A 17,375-nucleotide genomic window follows, 5' to 3' on the forward strand; every position below is an offset into this window, starting at 1 on the left:
GCGGGCCGCCGGGGGTGGAAGCCAGGGTTCCGGACGGTGGGCCCGACGGTGTGTCCCGGTGGGCTCTCGGGGTTGATTTCAGGGTCCGTCCAGGGTCGTACCGGCTGCCCGGGCGGCAACCGCCCCGTCACCATGGAGCCATGACCCCGCCGCCCACCGGAGCCACCGGTGCCCCGCCAGCCCCCGAGCCGCCCGTCGAGGAGCGGCCCCCCGGCTTCCGCCGCGACCGGCGCCACCGCAGGATCGGCGGCGTCTGCGCGGGCCTCGGCCTGCACTACGGCCTGGACCCGCTGATCTTCCGCATCTGCCTCGCCGTGCTCTCCGCGACCGGCGGCGTCGGCCTCCTCTTCTACGGCTTCGCCTGGCTGCTGGTGCCGTACGAGGGTGAGGAGGAGAACGAGGCGCGGCGGCTGCTCTCCGGCCGCGTCGACGGGCCCGCGCTGACCGCCGTCCTCTTCGCCATGGTCGGCTGTGGACTGCTGCTCTCGGTCATCAACAACGGCCAGCTCCTCTGGTTCGCCGTGCTGCTGGGGCTGCTCCTCGCCGGTGCCGCGCACTGGTCCAGGACCCGGCCCGAGCAGAGCGAGAGCGTCCAGGAGGGGATGCCACCCGAGCCGCAGGCACCGCCCGTGCCCGACGGACCCGAGTCGTGGTGGCGCGGCCCGATCGTCAAGGACGGCACCCACTCCGGCTCCACCGGCTACCTCTGGGGCCCGGCCGCCCTCGCCGACGGGACGGGCGGCGCCACCAGCACCCGGCTCCGCAAGTCCGGCTGCGGCCTCAGGCCCGCCGACGCGCTGGCCGAACGGCCGCGCAGACCCCGTTCGCTGGGCTTCCTCACCTTCCTGCTGGCCGGTGCCGCGGGCACCTTCACCGCACTCGCCGACTGGGAGGCGCAGCCGCTGGGGACCACGCTCCAGACGGCGATGGCCGTCGCCCTCGGCGTCTTCGGCCTGGGGATCGCGGTGAGCGCCTTCCTCGGCCGGACCGGGCTCGGCACGATCTTCCTCGCCGTGCTGACCGCGGTCGCGCTGGCCGGCGCCGCCAATCTCCCCGCCGACGCCACCACCGACTGGGCCTCACCGACCTGGCGGCCCGCCGACACGGCCGCGCTGCGCCCCGACTACCGGATCGGCACCGGCGACGCCACCCTCGATCTCCAGGAGGTCTCCGTCCCCGCGGGCGAACGCGCCTCGGTCACGGCCCGCGTCGCCACCGGGCACCTGCGCGTACTCCTCCCCCGGACGACCACCGTCGAACTGACCGCCGAGTCCGGCGTCGGCACCGTCCAGCTCCCCGGCGACCGGAACGACGGGGTGGCGGTCGGCAACGACGTCACCCGGAAGGCCACCTACGCCGCGAAGGAAGGCGGCCTCCTCACCGTCCACGTCGAAACGGGCTTCGGCCTGACGGAGGTCATCCGTGCTACGCCATGAACCCCAGCCCGGCCGCCTGCTCGCCGGAGCCGTCCTGATCACCGCCGCCGTCCTCTTCACGGGCGACGCCGTCTCCGCCTGGTCCGTCCCCTGGTGGGCGCTGTTCCCGCTGGTCTGCGGGGGGCTGTGGCTGGCGGCGGCGGTGGGGCTGTTCGGGCATCTGCTGCGGAGGCGTCGGCGGCGCGGGTGAGGCGGGCAGGTCGCGGCGGGCCCTTTCCCCGGCCCGGCACCAGGTCCGCCGCTGTGGGCCAAGCGGGTACAACTGACGCACATCTGCTCGCGCCGACCGTGCTGCCGGACGCGCATGGGATATCCAAAAACCTCCCCATAAGTACGACAATCGTACTGACGAAGGAGTCTCCCATGCCCACCTCGGCATCCCTGGTCCGCGCGTCCGCCGCTGCCGCCGTCCTCGCTCTCGGCGGCGTCTCGCTCGCCGGAGCCTCAGCGGCCGTCGCCGCCCCCGGTGACAGCGGGGATATCAGGATCCACAAGGCCGGGACCCCCGCCGCCGACAGCCGCGACGAGACGAAGGTCTGCAAGTTCCGTCTCGCCGCCGACAACTTCGAGACGGTGACCTCCGTGTCCTGGACCGTCGCGCCGCAGCCCCCGCTGCCCACCAAGCCGACGCTGACGGGCACTCTCGCCCTCACCAGCGGCAAGGGCGGCACCTCCGACCACACCCTCCCCGAGGGCCAGTACCGGCTCTCCTGGACCTTCCCCGGAGGTGTCCCCAAGCAGAAGCTGTTCACCGTGAACTGCCCGCTGGGGGCCGACGAGGTGAGTCCCTCCGGCGCCGTGCCCGCGGGCGGCGGCGGTGCCGCCCTGGCAAGTGCCGAGCAGTCCGCCTTCGCAGGCGGCCCCCTCCTGGTGGCGGCCGCAGCCGGAACGGCCGGGCTGATCCTCGTCCGCCGGGCTCGTCGTCGCGCCGATGGCGCCGCGTAACACCCACCACCGAGGCCGCGCCCGCCGTCGCGGGCCGAGTCGCGCGAGCCGTCTCACCATCACGCTGAGCGCGACTCTGCTCCTCACGACGGGCGTCGTCCGAGGCTGCACCGACATCGACGCGGACTCGCGCGCAGCGGGCACCGCGCTCACCGGTGCGGCCTCGGACAACCGGACACAACGGGAGGGGCCCGCGCAGGCCCCTCCCGCACTCCCTCACTCGCCGCCGACCCGTCTGGCCGTCCCCGGCATCACGATCGAGGCGCCGGTCGTGGCGATGGGGCTGGACCAGCAGGGGCGGCTCGGCACCCCGCCCCTCAGCAAGCCCGACGAGGTCTCCTGGTACCGGCACGGGCCGAGCCCCGGCGAGCCCGGCGCGGCCCTGATCGCCGGCCACCGGGACACCCGCACGGGCCCGGCCATCTTCCTCAACCTCAACGCGCTCGAACGGGGCGACGCCGTGCACGTCGGGCGGGCGGACGGGCGCACCGCCGTCTTCGCCGTCGACGAGGTCCATACCTACACGAAGGAGGAGTTCCCGGACGACAAGGTGTACGGCAGGACCAGCCGCCCCGAGCTGCGGCTCCTGACGTGTGGCGGCAGTTTCGATCCCAAGACCGGATACAGCGCCAACGTGGTGGTCTTCGCCCACCTCACGGAGGTACGGCGTGGCGGAGCCCCTCCAGGTGGTGCCTGACGAACCCCGCGCGGGACTTTACGGCCACCCCCTAGTCCCCGGCCCCCAGCCCCATGTCCCTTCCCCGCCTGCGCCGCTGGTGCAGCGCCCGGTCGACGGAGAAGTGCTCGGCCCCGGCGAGGACCAGCGGGAGCCAGGCCATCAGGTAGGCGAGGTCGTTGCCGTAGTAGTACGGGGTGGACGACCAGCTCACGGTGAGCCAGAGGGTGAGGGAGATGAGGGCGCCGCCGGTCGCGGCGAGGCGGGCCCAGAGGCCCAGCAGGGTGCCGAGGCCGACCAGGAGCTCGCCGATCGCCAGGGCGTAGCCGAAGCCGGCCGGGCTGTTCTGGGCGAGGTCGACCAGGAAAGGGGCGCCCGCTGTGGAGTGGACGGCGTCCAGGAGTTCGCCGAGGGAGCCGGGGCCGTCGGCGGAGAGGAAGGTGGGGTCGGTCAGCTTGTCGAGCCCGGCGTAGACGAAGGTGACGCCGAGGAAGACGCGGAGCGGCAGCAGCGCGTACCGCCGCAGGGTGGCGCGGACGCCGCGCCGGGGGCCGAGGTCGCCCGGCTGTTCGAGCAGGGTGCCGTGTGCCATGGCTGGATCGCCGCCTCTCAGGTGGGGGGTGCGGGGGTCGTCGGCGACCCTGCCCGCCCAGGTTTCGGCCATACGTGGCGGGCGGGGCCGAGGGGGTGTCAGCGGCCTCCGGCGACGCGGAGGATGGCGCCCGTGGTGTACGAGGCGTCGGCGGAGAGGAGCCAGGAGACGGCTCCGGCGATCTCCTCGGGCTGTCCTGCGCGGCCCAGCGGGATGCCCGGGGCCTGCTTGGCGGGGCGTTCGGGGTCGGCGTGGAACTCGGTCCAGATGGTGCCGGGGGCCACGCAGTTGACGCGGATGCCGTCGGCGGCGGCCTCCTTGGCGAGGCCGACGGTGAGGGTGTCGACGGCGGCCTTGGCGGCGGCGTAGTGGACGTACTCGCCGGGGCTGCCGAGGGTGGCGGCGGCGGAGGAGATGTTGACGAGGGCGCCGCCGCCGGAGGCGGCCAGGTCGCGGACGGCGCGGCGGGCGCAGAGCAGGTAGCCGAGGACGTTGACGTCCAGGGCGCGGGAGAGTCCGGCCGGGTCGGCGTCGGCGAGGCGGCCGACGGGGCCGCTCATCCCGGCGTTGTTGACCAGGCCCGTGACGGTGCCGAGGGTGGCGGCCTCGTCGAAGAGGGCGTCGACCGCGGCGGCGTCGGCGGTGTCGACGGCGACGGCCAGGGCGTGGCGGCCCGCGGCGCGGACCCGCTCGGCGACGGCCTCGGCGGCGGCCCTGTCGGAGCGGTAGCCGACGACGACGTCGTGGCCGTCGGCGGCGAGCCGGGCGCAGACGGCTGCGCCGATGCCCCGGCCGCCGCCGGTCACCACGGTCAGGGGCTGCCTCGTCGTACCGGTCGTCATGGAGTGCCTCCGTGCGCGCGCCTCCCCCGCCGGGCGCGGAGGACCGGGTGTCACCGTATCGGCGCCCGGCGCCGGGTCAGTCGCCGACGTCGATGATCACCTTGTTGGTCTCGACGCCCGCCGCCGAGACCAGCTGCACCTCGGCCCGGCCGGGCTCGACCTCGACCGGCACCGGGACGATCAGGGTGGTGTCGGACGGGTTGGTGAAGCCGCCGGGCACGGGCACCAGCGGCACGTGGACGTGGACGGTCCCTATCCGGACCACCATCCGCGCGAGCCGGTCCGGGGTGCGGGCGCTCGGCGGCAGGAACCCGGCGCCGCGGATCTCGATGTCGTCACCGGTACGGATCGGCCCGTCCAGGTCTCCGGCCTCGCGGGCGCGCACCACGGCGTGGATGACGGGCCGGGACCCCTCGGCGTACTTGCCGGCCAGGTAGGTGGCGGCCGAGACGAGGACGAGCAGGGCCAGGCCCCATGGCAGGTCGGGCAGCTGGTCGGGGCGGCGGGCCAGGCGGACCAGCGCGTAGACCACGGCGACCGCGCTGACCAGGACGTACTGGGTGTCGGCGAAGTGGGCGCGGCCGCTGTCGTCGGTGAGCAGGTCGGCGGCGCGCGGGCGGTGCGCCTCGGCCTTCTGGAGCCGCTGGCCCTGGACGCGGACGGCGACGACGCGGCGGACCAGGACGGCCACCGCGCAGGTCACGGCCAGCACGGTGACCAGTCCGGCGCCCCGGGCGAGGTCGAGGCCGGCGATGAGCGTGTCCCGCTGGTCGGCACCGGAGGCGAAGGCGAGCCGTCCGGCCAGGACGAGGACGGCGTAGACGGTGAGCAGGACCCACAGGGCGGCGACCGCGCGGGAGGTGGAGAGCCGGTTGTCCTCGCCGATCACGGGGGCGAGGACGCCGCCGCGCCGCCCGTGCACCCGGGCCGCCCCGGTGAGCAGTCCGGCGCCGAGGAGGGCGGCGAGCAGTCCGGCGGTACGGGCGGCGGTCCACCCGGCGGCGAAGGCGGTGACGGCCTGGCCGACGAAGAGCACGGCGACGGCGCTCCAGACGACGTACAGGGTGCGCCGCCACAGCAGCGTGTACCAGCCCTCGGCCTCCGCCCGGGCCCGCACGCCGACCTCGCGGGCGGCCTGCGTCAGCTCGTCGGAGATCCACTGGCGGGAGGCCCCCGCCGAGTACGAGACGGCGGCGGGCAGTCCTTCGCCCGCCGCCAGCGCGTCCCGCCGGGTACGGAAGGCGGCCTGCGCCTCGCGGTGGGCGGCGCGGGCGCCGAGCGGGCAGGCGGGGCAGTCGCAGGTGTGCGGGTGCGGGGCGGCGGCCTTCTCGCCCTCGACGGCCTCGCCGGCCCCTGCGGCCTTGTCGGCGGTGTCGGCCGCGGGCCGGTCGTCGGGGGCGCCCGCCTGGCCCGGTACGGGCAGCGGGGCTTCGCCCGTGCGGTGGTCGGGGGTGGTCGGCGCGCCGCCGGTCCCGCTGGTGTCGTCCGCCGTGTTACCGGCCTCTCGCCCCGCCACGGTCCATGCCCGCCTTCCCCGTCGTCCCGCCGGTTCCGGTGCCGCTGCGGCACCCTCCGCGCGCGCCCGCCCCGGGCCCGCCACAGGGGTCCGCCAACTGGCGCGCGGTGACTGCAAATTGTGCCGTATGGGTGGGGTCCGGGGCACATCAGGGGCGCGCGGGGGTCGCTGGCGGGCCGGGGCGGCCGGGGAGACGCCGCTGACCTGCGACGGAAGGGGAGGCGGGGGCGTGCGGGGCGTCCCGCCGGGGCGAGGCGCACGCCGGGGCATACGGAGGGACGACGGAAAAGCCGACAGAAGGTGACGGGTATCCCGGCAAGACTCCCGGCATGGAATCCGCACAGCCCTCCCCCGCCCCGACCTCTACGGGCGTCCCCTGGTCCGCCCTGGCCGCCGCCGAACCCGCCTTCGCCGAGCGCGTGGCCACGCGGTTCCGCCAGTACCAGCACCAGGTCCTCGCCACCCTGCGCAAGGACGGCTCACCCCGCACTTCCGGCCTGGAGGTCAGCTTCAGTCAGGGCGAGCTGTGGCTCGGCATGATGCCCGCCTCCCTGAAGGCCCACGACCTCCACCGCGACTCCCGCTTCGCCCTCCAGGCCAACCCGGGCAGCGGCGCCGACCTGGCCAACGGCGACGTCCGCGTCGCCGGACGCGCCATCGAGGTCACCGACCCGGCCGTCCTCGACACCTTTCGCACGGCCGAGGCCCCACCCCCGGGCCCCTTCCACCTCTTCCGCACCGAGTTGTCGGAGGTCGTGTGGACCGCCCTGAGCGGCGAGGAAATGGTGCTCACCCTCTGGCGCCCGGGGGCGGGGCTGCGGGTGACGCGCAGACGGTGAGCCGGCCAACTCCAGCCCGGCCGGCGCTTGAGGCCACCTTGCAGCCGCACCACAGCCCCCACCCCAGCCACAAAAACCAGCCCGGCCGGCGCTTGAGGCCACCTTGCAGCCGCACCACAGCCCCCACCCCAGCCACAAAAACCAGCCCGGCCGGCGCTTGAGGCCATCAGTGAGGCGCGCCCCACCGGCGCGCAAGGAAGCCACGGCCCCACCGGGGCCAGAACGCCGGACGCCGCCGCACCCACAGGGGGCACGGCGGCGTCCGGCATCACTGGGGCTGAGCCGCCAGGCTCACTCCCACTCGATGGTCCCCGGCGGCTTGCTCGTCACATCGAGCACCACGCGGTTGACCTCGGCGACCTCGTTGGTGATCCGGGTCGAGATCCGGCCCAGCACGTCGTACGGCATCCGGGTCCAGTCTGCGGTCATCGCGTCCTCGGAGGAGACGGGGCGCAGCACGATCGGGTGGCCGTACGTACGGCCGTCACCCTGGACGCCGACCGAGCGCACGTCGGCGAGGAGCACGACCGGACACTGCCAGATGTCCCGGTCGAGCCCGGCCGTGGTCAGCTCCTCGCGGGCGATGGCGTCGGCGTCGCGGAGCAGGTCCAGGCGCTCCTTGGTGACCTCGCCGACGATGCGGATGCCGAGGCCGGGACCGGGGAACGGCTGGCGCTGGACGATCTCCTCGGGCAGGCCCAGCTCCTGGCCGACCATCCGGACCTCGTCCTTGAACAGCATGCGCAGCGGCTCGACCAGCTCGAACTCGATGTCGTCCGGGAGGCCGCCCACGTTGTGGTGGGACTTGATGTTGGCGGTGCCGGTGCCGCCGCCGGACTCCACCACGTCCGGGTAGAGGGTGCCCTGGACCAGGAAGGCGACGTCCTCGCCCTCACCGGCCGCCTCGGCGACGATCTCGGCCTGCGCCTGCTCGAAGACGCGGATGAACTCCCGGCCGATGATCTTGCGCTTCTCCTCGGGGTCGCTGACCCCGGCGAGGGCGCTGAGGAAGCGCTCCTCGGCGTCGACCACCTTGAGCTGCACGCCGGTGGCGGCGACGAAGTCCTTCTCGACCTGCTCGGTCTCACCCTTGCGCATCAGGCCGTGGTCGACGTAGACGCAGGTCAGCTGGGTGCCGATGGCCTTCTGGACGAGGGCCGCTGCAACCGCGGAGTCCACGCCGCCGGAGAGGCCGCAGATGGCGCGCTTGGTGCCGACCCGCTCGCGGATCTCGGCGACCTGCTCCTCGATGACGTTGCCCATGGTCCAGGTCGGGGAGAGGCCCGCGCCGCGGTACAGGAAGTGCTCCAGCACCTGCTGGCCGTGGGTGGAGTGCATCACCTCGGGGTGGTACTGCACGCCGTAGAGCTTCTTCTCGTCGTTCTCGAAGGCGGCGACCGGCACCACGGCGGTGGAGGCGGTGACGGTGAAGCCCTCGGGCGCCGCCGAGCAGGCGTCGCCGTGCGACATCCACACCGGCTGCTCGTCGGGGGTGCCCTCGAAGAGGGTCGAGCCGGACTTGGAGACGGTCAGCTCGGTACGGCCGTACTCGCGGGCGCCGCTGTTGTCGACGGTGCCGCCGAGGGTCTGCGCCATGAGCTGGAAGCCGTAGCACATGCCGAAGACCGGGACGCCGGCCTCGAAGAGCGCGCGGTCGAGGGTGGGGGCGTGCTCCGCGTACACCGAGGACGGGCCGCCGGAGAGGATGATGGCCGCCGGGTTCTTGGCGAGAATCTCCGCGACGGGCATCGTGCTGGGCACGACCTCGCTGTAGACGCGGGCCTCACGGACGCGGCGGGCGATGAGCTGGGCGTACTGCGCGCCGAAGTCGACGACCAGGACGGTCTCGGCGGTGGCGGGCGACGCGGGGGACGCTGAGGGCACTGCGGCGGCCTTCCGGCGGGTGAGCGGGTGATTCATGGGCTGATCACAGAGGTGTGTGTCCATCGATTCTAACGGGGCCCGGGTCCGCTTCATTCCGTCTCGTCCCACGGATGAACCCGCTCCGTCCCGGCACCGCGCCCGCTCGCGGAGGCGGCGCCGGGAAGCCCGGGCGGGTATGGCGGGCGCCGTGTGGGGCGTCTCACGATCCGGAAGCGGTTTGCGCCCCTCTCGCCCGGCGGGTGCATACTGGCCCCGTGATCCAGCACCTGAGCTTCCTCTTTACCTATGGCACCCGGCCCGCCGGCTGCCACGGTCGTGCTGCTTGATCCACTGACAAGCGTGCGAAGGCGCCCCGGGCCGAACGGCCCGGGGCGCCTTCCGTTCTCCCCGGACCCTTCGCACCCGGGGCTCCCCCGACCGCGCCACCCACGGCACCGGCCCACCACGGACCGGCCGACGACGGAGCAGGAGCCCCTCATGACGACCACCACCGCGACCCCCACCGCCCCCTCCCAGCCCACTCCCGCCCCTCAGTCACCCGCCGCCCCTTCCGAACGCACCGGTGCCCGCACCCCCGGGGCGGCCGAGCTGATCGGCGGCGCGCGGGAGCGGATCGACGCGCTGGACGACCGGATCATCGGGCTCGTCCAGGAGCGGATCGCGGTCTCCGCCGTCATCCAGGAGGCGCGGATCTCCTCGGGCGGCCGCCGCGTCAACCTCTCCCGCGAGATGGAGATCCTCAGCCACTACCGGGACGCCCTCGGCGCGCCCGGCACCTCCCTGGCCATGACGCTGCTGGAGCTGTCCCGGGGCCGGGTCTGACCGGCGTATCCGCGGTCCCGCGGCGGACCCGGCCGGCCTACGATCGCCCCCCGCACCTGAGTTCGCATCGCTTCTCACCCGTACGGCGCGTGACCGCCGGGCGCCGGGCCTCGTTGGTCCCGGTGTCCGTGCCAGCCAGGGGCGGGCCTGCAAGAACCACGCGTGGCTTTCACTGGAGCGATGAGACGTGCGGCGCCTGTCCGCACGTCGTGGGACCTCGCTCCAGCGTGACCGGACGGCAGGGGACAGCGGTCCGGTCACTCCCTGAACGGCCGGCTCCGGGGACGCCCGGAACCGGCCGTCTCGGGCCCCCGTCTCCCCGCGCGGGCCCCACGAACCTCCGCACGACTTACGGCGCCGCCCCCTCCCCGGCGCCGCTGCCCGGCACCCTGGCGCCCGACGACGCCGTGCCGCACCGAAGGGCCCCGCCGCGTCCGAGACGACGCCGCGGGGCCCTTCGCGCACCCGGAAGCTCACGCCCCCGTTCGGGGCGCATCACGGGATCAAGAGACCCCAACCCGGTCACTGCCCGGGGGCATGTGCCCGTCGACGTAAGAATTCTGTGAAGTTCCGTACAACCATTCGCGTGGGCGCACGGTCATGCATGCGAAACACCGGCCACTTCCGTGCTCCTTGCGGCGGGCGGCCGCCTTCACCTCCGTACCGCCCGAGGGCGGTACGCCTACACCAGAGGCCTGAATGAAGCTTCGCCGTGCCATGGCCGTCGCCGCCGCGACCGCCGTCATCAGCCCCGTCGCGCTGCTCGCGGCCCCCGCCGCCTTCGCGACGGACGGACAGCAGGACGGCCGGACCACCGAGACCACCCCGGCGCCCACCGCGTCGGAGAGCGAGACGACGGCTCCCGAGGAGTCGGCCGAGCCGACCACCGCCCCGGAGGAGACCGAGCCGGCCCCGACCGCCACCGACTCGGCGCCCGAGGAGGAGACCCCCGGCACCGAGGACCCCAGCGGCGAGCCGACCAAGGGCGCCGAGGAGCCGAGCGAGGACCCCGAGCCGTCGCCGTCCGAGTCCGAGGACGAGGACGAGGACGAGGAGGACCCGGAGGAGGAGGGCCCGGGGATCTGCCTTGACGAGGAAGGCAACGAGCTCACCGATCTGACCCTCGCCGTCGCCGGACTGCCTGGTGAGGTGCGCGCCGGATCCACGCACGAGTTCACCCTGAGCGCCGCCAACACCGGCGAGCAGACGCTCAACGAGGTCTCGTGGGAAGCCATCGTCCTGAACGATGCCGACATGGATCTCGACAGCGGGAAGAGCCTTCTCGACAACGTCGAGCTGTCCTTCTACGACCCGGAGGACAAGGCGTGGGTGTCGCTCACCGACTTCGGCTACGCCTTCGGTGAGACCACGCTCGCACCGCGTCAGACCCTCGACATCAAGCTCCGGATGACCCTGTCCGAGTCCGCTCCGCTGGGCACCGGTTACGCCTTCGGCTTCTCCGGCTACCTGAACGAGGAGGCCAACTGCTTCAGCTCGGCCTACGCCGAGTACGGCTTCACCGTGATCGGCTCCGGCGCCACCCCGAAGCCGGGTGACGCCAAGGAGAACGAGGGCAAGAAGCCGCAGGGCGGCTACAAGCCCGTCGAGGAGAAGAAGACCCTGGAGCCGACCGGCCAGCTGGCCGAGACCGGCGCCGGTTCGATGCTGCCGGTCATCGGCCTCGTCGGCGGCGTGACCGTCCTCGCGGGCACCGGCGTCGTCTTCGCCGTCCGCCGCCGCGGCGGTGTCGGCACCGCCGCCTGATCCACCCCTGAGCGGACCCCGGCCGCCGCAGACGGCGCCGGGGGCCCGCCGGGAGCGGCGCGAGCACGGAGAAGGACCTGCACTCGGAGGGGGGTGCAGGTCCTTCTCCGTTGACGGGGCCCGCGAACGGACCGGCGGGGCTACGCGCCCTCGGCCGCCCCGGTCACCTCGGCCCCGTCCCGCTGCTTGGGGGGCATCGCGGGCATCCCCAGGAACGGCAGGTCGAGCGCGGCGAACGCCTTGGCCGGGACCGCCGGGCGGAGCGGCGCGACCGGCGCGATCCGCTCGTACGGGAGGCCCTGGGCGGGGCGCGGGTCGGCCTCGCCCTTGTTGGGCCAGAGGGAGGCGGCGCGTTCGGCCTGCGCAGTGATGGTCAGCGACGGGTTGACGCCGAGGTTGGCGGAGACCGCGGAACCGTCGACCACCGAGATGCCGGGGTGGCCGTAGAGGCGGTGGTACGGGTCGATGACGCCGTCGTCGGCGGTGGCGCCGATCGGGCAGCCGCCGAGGAAGTGGGCGGTGAGCGGGGTGCCCATCAGCTCGCCGATGTTGGACCCGGCGAAGCCGTTGATCTCCCGCGCGATCGCGGTGGCGGCCTCCCCGGCCTCCTTGATCTGCGTCGGGTTGGGCGCGCCGTGGCCCTGGCGGGCCGTGAGCAGGCCCTTGCCGAGCCCCTTCGGCTTCCGGTACGTGGTCAGGGAGTTGTCGAGGGTCTGCATGACCAGGCCGATGATGGTCCGCTCCGACCAGCGGCGGTTGGAGAGCGAACGGAGCACCAGCAGCGGGTGCTTGGCGCAGTTGGCGAGGAAGCCGGCGACGCGGGAGGAGTTCTCCGCGTACGGCACCTGGAGGACGGTGAGGCCGCCCATGGCGTTGGACTTCTTGCCGTAGCGGACCGGCTCGATGTGGGTGGAGTCGTTGGGGTGGACCGAGGAGGTGATGGCGACGCCCTTGGTGAAGTCGACCTTCTTGACGCCGTGCGCCTTGCGGTAGCGGCGGTCGGTGGTCTGCGCGCCCACCAGGCCCTCGGAGTTGGTGCGGGTGAGGGTGCCGAGCTTCTCGGAGAGGTGCGGGAGCAGCCCGGTGTCCTTCATCCGGTGCAGCAGCGTCTGCGTGCCGTACGTCCCGGCGGCCAGCACGACGCGGCGGGCGGTGAAGGTGCGGCCGCGGCCCTTGCGCCTGGCGCCGGTCGGCAGGGTGCGGACGGCGAAGCCGCCGCGCGAGTCCTCGGTGAGGGCGACGACGGAGGTCATCGGGTGGATGACCGCGCCGGCCTTCTCGGCGAGGTGGAGGTAGTTCTCGTTGAGGGTGTTCTTGGCGCCGTGGCGGCACCCCGTCATGCACTCGCCGCACTCGCTGCACGCCCGCCGCGAGGGCCCGGCGCCGCCGAAGTACGGGTCGGGGACCTCCTCGCCGGGCTTGGCGCGGGTCTCCCCCGCCGCGTCCTTGCCGTCGCCGAAGAAGACCCCGACGGGCGCCATGTGGAAGGTGTCCCCGACGCCCATCTTCTCGGCGGCCGCCTTGAGGTGGACGTCGGAGGGGGTGGTGGTCGGGTTGAGCCGCACGCCGAGCATCTTGCTCGCCTGGTCGTAGTACGGCTTCAGTTCGTCCTGCCAGTCGGTGATGGCGCCCCACTGGGGGTCGGTGAAGAAGGGCTTCGGCGGGACGTAGAGGGTGTTGGCGTAGTTGAGGGAGCCGCCGCCGACGCCCGCCCCGGCCAGCACCATGACGTTGCCGAGCAGGTGGATGCGCTGGATGCCGAAGAGGCCGAGGGCCGGGGCCCACAGGTAGTTCTTCAGGTCCCAGGAGTTGCGCGGCAGGGTCTCGCGGGTGAAGCGGCGCCCGGCCTCCAGGACACCGACGCGGTACCCCTTCTCGGTCAGCCGGAGCGCGGAGACGGCCCCGCCGAAGCCGGAGCCGACGATCAGCACGTCGTAGTCGTACCCGTCCTCGGCGGTCGGGGGCACCGCGGCGGCGGGCTCGCGGGTGGTCTCCCGGCTCTGGGCAGAGCTCTCCTGTGACATGGGCACTCCTCGGTTCGTACGGGTGCGGCCGGCCGTCGGCGGGGGCCCGTCCGGCCGTCCCGTGCCGGGTGGCGGGCGCCCGCGCGAGGCGGGTGGTGCGGGGCGCCGGGCGGCGGGGTGGCCGGCCCGGCGCCGGGGTGTCAGCGCAGGCGGAAGGCCTTCATGGCGCGGAGGCTGCGGGTCATGAACGCGGCGTACTGGGCGTCGTCCATGCCGAAGGACGGGGCCATCGGGAGGAGCCGCTGGTGGGCGACGGTCTGCGGCTCGGTGTACTTGAGGATGCCCTCGGCGCCGTGCCTGCGCCCGATCCCGGACTCCTTCATGCCGCCCATCGGCGCCTGCACGGAGCCGTAGGCGGAGGCGTACGCCTCGTTGAGGTTGACGGTGCCGGTGCGCAGGCGGGCGGCGAGGGCCCGGCCGCGGCGGCCGTCCTTGGTCCAGACGCTGGAGTTGAGGCCGAACGAGGTGGCGTTGGCGCGGGTGATCGCCTCCTCCTCGTCGCGGAAGCGGTAGACGGAGACGACCGGGCCGAAGGTCTCGTCGTTGCAGACCGCCATGGCCTCCTCGACGCCGTCCAGGACGGTCGGCTCGAAGAAGTACGGACCGATGTCCGGCCGGGGCTGCCCGCCCGCCAGGACCTTGGCGCCCTTGGCGACGGCCTCCTCGACGTGGCCGCGGACCGCCTCGAACTGCCGCTGCCCGGCGAGCGAGCCCATGTCGGCGCCGTAGGCGAGGGAGTTGCCGAGCCGCATCGCCTTGGTGAGGGCGGTGAACCGCTCCAGGAAGGCGTCGGCGACCGACTCGTGGACCAGCAGCCGCTCGATGGAGATGCAGAGCTGCCCGGCGGAGGAGAAGCAGGCGCGGACGGCTCCGGCGGCGGCCTTGTCGAGGTCGGCGTCGGCCAGGACCAGCATGGCGTTCTTGCCGCCGAGCTCCAGGGAGCAGCCGATCAGCCGGGAGGCCGCGCGCTGGGCGACGATCTTGCCGGTGGTGGTGGAGCCGGTGAACGAGACGTAGTCGGCGTGCCGCACGACCTCGGTGCCGACCACCTGGCCCTCGCCGATGACCACCTGGAACACCTCGGCGGGCAGTCCCGCCTCGATGAGCAGGTCGCGGCCCCACAGGGCGGTGAGCGCGGTCTCGGTGTCGGGCTTCATCACGACGGCGTTGCCGGAGACGAAGGCGGGCAGGGCGTCGCCGGCCGAGAGTTCGAAGGGGTAGTTCCACGGCACGATCTGGCCGACGACCCCGCGCGGCTGGCGCAGTTCGGTGACCTTGGTGAGGCCGGGGACGGCACCGGTGTGCCGCTTGGGGCGCAGGTACGAGGAGGCCTTGCGGCCGTAGTGGCGGGCGGCCATCGCGACGGCCTGCACCTCCTCGTGGGCGTGGGTGCGGGCCTTGCCGGTCTCGACCTGGATGAGGTCCAGCACCTCGGCCTGGCGGGCCAGCACCAGGTCGTGGAAGCGCAGCAGCACGGCGGCGCGGCGGGCGACCGGGGTGGCGGCCCAGGCCTCCTGCGCGGCGCGCGCCCGGGCGAAGGCGTCCGCGACCTCCTCGGGCGTCGACTCCGGCAGGTCGGCCAGCTTCTCACCGGTGAACGGCGCGTGGTTGGCGGTCCGCCCGGAGCCCACCACGTCGCGGGTGAGCTGCGCGACCACCTGGGGAGTCACCACGTCGGCCGCGGTGCGGGTCCCCTGGGGGGCCGGGGCGAGGGGGTTGGTGCCGGTGCGCGCACCGGTGGCCTGCGTCTCCGTCATGAGCGTGAGCGTACGGCCACCCAGCGCTTTTGGGTACCCGCCGGTAAGTACGTTTCACCCCGCCCTCACATCGCGCCAGCGGTCACTGGCACATATGCGCTGATCAGGGCCTCGACACCGTCACGACGACTCGCGAACTCGATCACGGGAGTGTGCGGGATGCGACGGCGCGGGGCCGCGCGGGGGCCTCCGCAGGCGCCGTTCGCGCACCCCCGAGAGCCCCGCGTCACCCCCGCCACACCCCGTCGCGCAGGATCAGCCGCCCCCGCGGCTCCCCCTCCCCGCGCCAGGCCCGGACAGCAGTGGGCACCACCCGCACGTACACGTACGGCGCCTCCTCGCTACGCGGGTCCCAGCCGAACCGGGCCGCGAAGGCGCCGGCCGCCTCACCGGGCGCCGGAGCTACCCCCGGAGCCCCGCGAGGCCGCGCGCCGCTCCCGTACCGCGTCCTACATCTGCACCGTGAAGTGGTCCGCGATCGTGCGGAACAGTTCCTCGCCGTCGTCCAGGGCCTTGCCGGCGCCCGGCATGCCGACGCGCAGCCGCCAGTAGACCTGGTTCTCGCCGGGGACGACCAGCTCGTGGTAGCGACGGCGCAGCGCGTCCTCGTCATCGGACTCGCCGTAACGGTAGTGGTCGACGACCGTCTCGAAGGCGTTGCCGCGGCCCTGGTGGTCGACGGTGGTGGTGGCGACCTTGGCCTCCTCCAGCTCGGTCTCGTCGGAGCCGCCCCGCTCGTAGTAGCGCTTCCAGGCGGAGGCGTTCGGCGCGAGGGGCTTCTCCTCCGGGGAGGAGGTCTCCTCCTTACGGTCGACCTTCTCGACGTAGACGAAGAAGACGCCGCTCGGGTCGTTGAAGCGGACGCTGTGGTCGTCGCTGTCGGTGGTGGTCCGCTTGTACTCCTTGGGCACCGCGATGTCGGCCGAGACCGTCTCCGCCTCCGGCCGGGAGACCCAGCCGTCGGGCAGCCCGCCGCCGCCGAACGGGTTGACGGCGATGAGGACCAGCACGAGGACGACCGCGAGGACACCGCCGAGCACCCCGTACCGGGCCTTCGGGCTCCGCCGCATGACCGGCGGCATCCACTGGCTCGCGCCCTGGCCGACCAGCCGGGTCACGCCGGGAGCGGCGGAGGCGGGCCGCGCGACGGCGGCGAGCGCCTGGCGGACCTCGGCCGGGCCGGGGCGGAACGCCGGGTCCTTGCGCAGGAGTTGCATGACGACCTGGCCGAGCGGCCCGGGCGCCCGGGAGGGCGTGGACGGCTCGGCCGACAGGACGGCCTGGAGGGTCGCGGGGGTGTGCGAGCGGCGGAACGGCGAGACGCCCTCCACGGCCGCGTACAGCACGACGCCGAGCGACCAGAGGTCGGAGGCGGGGCCCGGGTGCTGGCCGAGGACCCGCTCGGGCGCGATGAACTCCGGGGAGCCGACGAACGCGCCGGTCTCCGTGAGCCCCTGCTCCCCCTCGACCTGGGCGATGCCGAAGTCGGTGAGGACGACGCGGTCGCCCTTGCCGAGCAGCACGTTGTCCGGCTTGACGTCCCGGTGCAGGACGCCGGCCTCGTGGGCCGCCTCCAGCGCGCCGAGGACGGCGAGGCCGATCCGGGCCGCCTCGCGCGGGTCGAGGGTGCCGTCCTGGAGGCGGTCGCCGAGCGAGCCGCCGGTGACCAGCTCCATGACCACCCAGGGCTTGCCCTCCTCCACCACCACGTCATGGACGGTGACGACGGCCGGGTGCTCGATCCGGGCGGCGGCCCGCGCCTCCCGGTGCATCCGCTGGTACGCGTTCTCCCGCTCGGCCTCGCTCAGGTGGTCCGGCAGCCGGGGCTCCTTGACCGCCACGGCCCGGTGCACCACCAGGTCGAACCCGCGCCAGACGGTCCCCATGCCGCCGTGCCCGAGTCGGTCGTCCAGCCGGTACCGCCCGCCGATCACCCGTCCGGCCCCGGGCACCGCCGGGTTCGGGCCGCCGGGCTGCGGCGCGGGCGGCGGAGGCGGCGCGGCCGCACCGGCCGGGTCGGCCGGGTCGGCCGCCGGGGTGGCGTACGGGTTGGGGCCGCCGGGCTCGGGCGGGCGCGGGGCCGGCGGGTAGCCGTACCGGCCGGCCGGGGAGGGCTCGCCCTGGCGGGGCGGGGGCGGCTGCTGCGGCGGGCGCAGGTCGTAGCTGGTGGGGTCGTTCTGCTGTCCCCCGTTGTTCGTCATGCTCACATCCTGTTTGAAGCGACCGGCCCGGATCCACCGTGGCGGGGACTCGGTGTCAGCACCGTGACACGGGCGCC

Annotated in this window: 14 protein-coding genes; 7 read left to right on the top strand and 7 right to left on the bottom strand. The window is 74.0% G+C overall.

Annotation, left to right across the window (positions count from 1 at the left end):
* The first annotated feature begins 140 nt into the window (after window positions 1-140).
* From ACFWMZ_RS16410 to ACFWMZ_RS16425, 4 genes are all read left to right on the top strand, one after another.
* Entirely contained in the window at window positions 141-1,436 is a 1,296-nt protein-coding gene (locus ACFWMZ_RS16410) for a PspC domain-containing protein (protein ID WP_383202160.1), read from the top strand.
* Window positions 1,423-1,626 carry a hypothetical protein gene (locus tag ACFWMZ_RS16415; protein ID WP_383202163.1) on the top strand — a complete coding sequence of 68 codons (204 nt, stop codon included), beginning with the start codon at window positions 1,423-1,425 and terminating at the stop codon, window positions 1,624-1,626. The genes ACFWMZ_RS16410 and ACFWMZ_RS16415 overlap by 14 nt, the downstream gene beginning before the upstream one ends.
* A gap of 173 nt (window positions 1,627-1,799) precedes the next feature.
* Window positions 1,800-2,381 carry a hypothetical protein gene (locus ACFWMZ_RS16420; RefSeq protein ID WP_383180703.1) on the top strand — a complete coding sequence of 194 codons (582 nt, stop codon included), beginning with the start codon at window positions 1,800-1,802 and terminating at the stop codon, window positions 2,379-2,381.
* 58 nt (window positions 2,382-2,439) lie between these two features.
* A complete protein-coding gene (locus ACFWMZ_RS16425; RefSeq protein ID WP_383202213.1) occupies window positions 2,440-3,078 on the top strand; it encodes a class F sortase in 639 nt (212 codons plus the stop codon).
* A gap of 31 nt (window positions 3,079-3,109) precedes the next feature.
* Here ACFWMZ_RS16425 and ACFWMZ_RS16430 read toward each other — a convergent pair whose 3' ends face one another.
* The 3 genes from ACFWMZ_RS16430 to ACFWMZ_RS16440 form a co-directional block, all read right to left on the bottom strand.
* Window positions 3,110-3,649 carry a DoxX family membrane protein gene (locus tag ACFWMZ_RS16430; protein WP_383180706.1) on the bottom strand — a complete coding sequence of 180 codons (540 nt, stop codon included), beginning with the start codon at window positions 3,647-3,649 and terminating at the stop codon, window positions 3,110-3,112.
* A gap of 98 nt (window positions 3,650-3,747) precedes the next feature.
* A complete protein-coding gene (locus tag ACFWMZ_RS16435) occupies window positions 3,748-4,491 on the bottom strand; it encodes an SDR family oxidoreductase (RefSeq protein ID WP_383180710.1) in 744 nt (247 codons plus the stop codon).
* 76 nt (window positions 4,492-4,567) lie between these two features.
* The gene (locus ACFWMZ_RS16440; RefSeq protein ID WP_383180713.1) at window positions 4,568-6,007 is read right to left on the bottom strand and encodes a hypothetical protein; all 1,440 of its coding nucleotides are present in this window, start codon (window positions 6,005-6,007) and stop codon (window positions 4,568-4,570) included.
* A gap of 329 nt (window positions 6,008-6,336) precedes the next feature.
* Between ACFWMZ_RS16440 and ACFWMZ_RS16445 the strand changes: the two genes are divergently transcribed.
* On the top strand, window positions 6,337-6,846 hold the full coding sequence (locus ACFWMZ_RS16445) for a pyridoxamine 5'-phosphate oxidase family protein (protein ID WP_383202166.1): 510 nt from the start codon (window positions 6,337-6,339) through the stop codon (window positions 6,844-6,846).
* A gap of 291 nt (window positions 6,847-7,137) precedes the next feature.
* Here ACFWMZ_RS16445 and guaA read toward each other — a convergent pair whose 3' ends face one another.
* Window positions 7,138-8,766: a glutamine-hydrolyzing GMP synthase gene (gene guaA / locus ACFWMZ_RS16450; protein ID WP_383180719.1), complete on the bottom strand. Its 1,629-nt coding sequence runs from the start codon at window positions 8,764-8,766 to the stop codon at window positions 7,138-7,140.
* Window positions 8,767-9,207: 441 nt separating this feature from the next.
* On the opposite strand from guaA, the gene ACFWMZ_RS16455 reads away from it, so the two are divergent.
* Entirely contained in the window at window positions 9,208-9,552 is a 345-nt protein-coding gene (locus ACFWMZ_RS16455) for a chorismate mutase (protein WP_383180722.1), read from the top strand.
* 699 nt (window positions 9,553-10,251) lie between these two features.
* Window positions 10,252-11,316 (top strand): hypothetical protein, encoded by a 1,065-nt coding sequence (locus ACFWMZ_RS16460; protein ID WP_383202169.1) that lies wholly within the window; start codon window positions 10,252-10,254, stop codon window positions 11,314-11,316.
* A gap of 140 nt (window positions 11,317-11,456) precedes the next feature.
* Here the strand turns inward: ACFWMZ_RS16460 and ACFWMZ_RS16465 are convergent, their stop codons facing one another.
* From ACFWMZ_RS16465 to ACFWMZ_RS16475, 3 genes are all read right to left on the bottom strand, one after another.
* Window positions 11,457-13,340: a GMC oxidoreductase gene (locus ACFWMZ_RS16465; RefSeq protein ID WP_383180728.1), complete on the bottom strand. Its 1,884-nt coding sequence runs from the start codon at window positions 13,338-13,340 to the stop codon at window positions 11,457-11,459.
* 140 nt (window positions 13,341-13,480) lie between these two features.
* Window positions 13,481-15,097 (bottom strand): succinic semialdehyde dehydrogenase, encoded by a 1,617-nt coding sequence (locus ACFWMZ_RS16470; RefSeq protein ID WP_383202172.1) that lies wholly within the window; start codon window positions 15,095-15,097, stop codon window positions 13,481-13,483.
* A 449-nt stretch (window positions 15,098-15,546) separates the two neighbouring features.
* The gene (locus ACFWMZ_RS16475; RefSeq protein ID WP_383202175.1) at window positions 15,547-17,298 is read right to left on the bottom strand and encodes a serine/threonine-protein kinase; all 1,752 of its coding nucleotides are present in this window, start codon (window positions 17,296-17,298) and stop codon (window positions 15,547-15,549) included.
* Between the last annotated feature and the right edge of the window lie 77 nt (window positions 17,299-17,375).

The sequence above is a fragment of the Streptomyces sp. NPDC058373 genome, assembly GCF_042723275.1.
Taxonomy (GTDB): Bacteria; Actinomycetota; Actinomycetes; order Streptomycetales; family Streptomycetaceae; genus Streptomyces.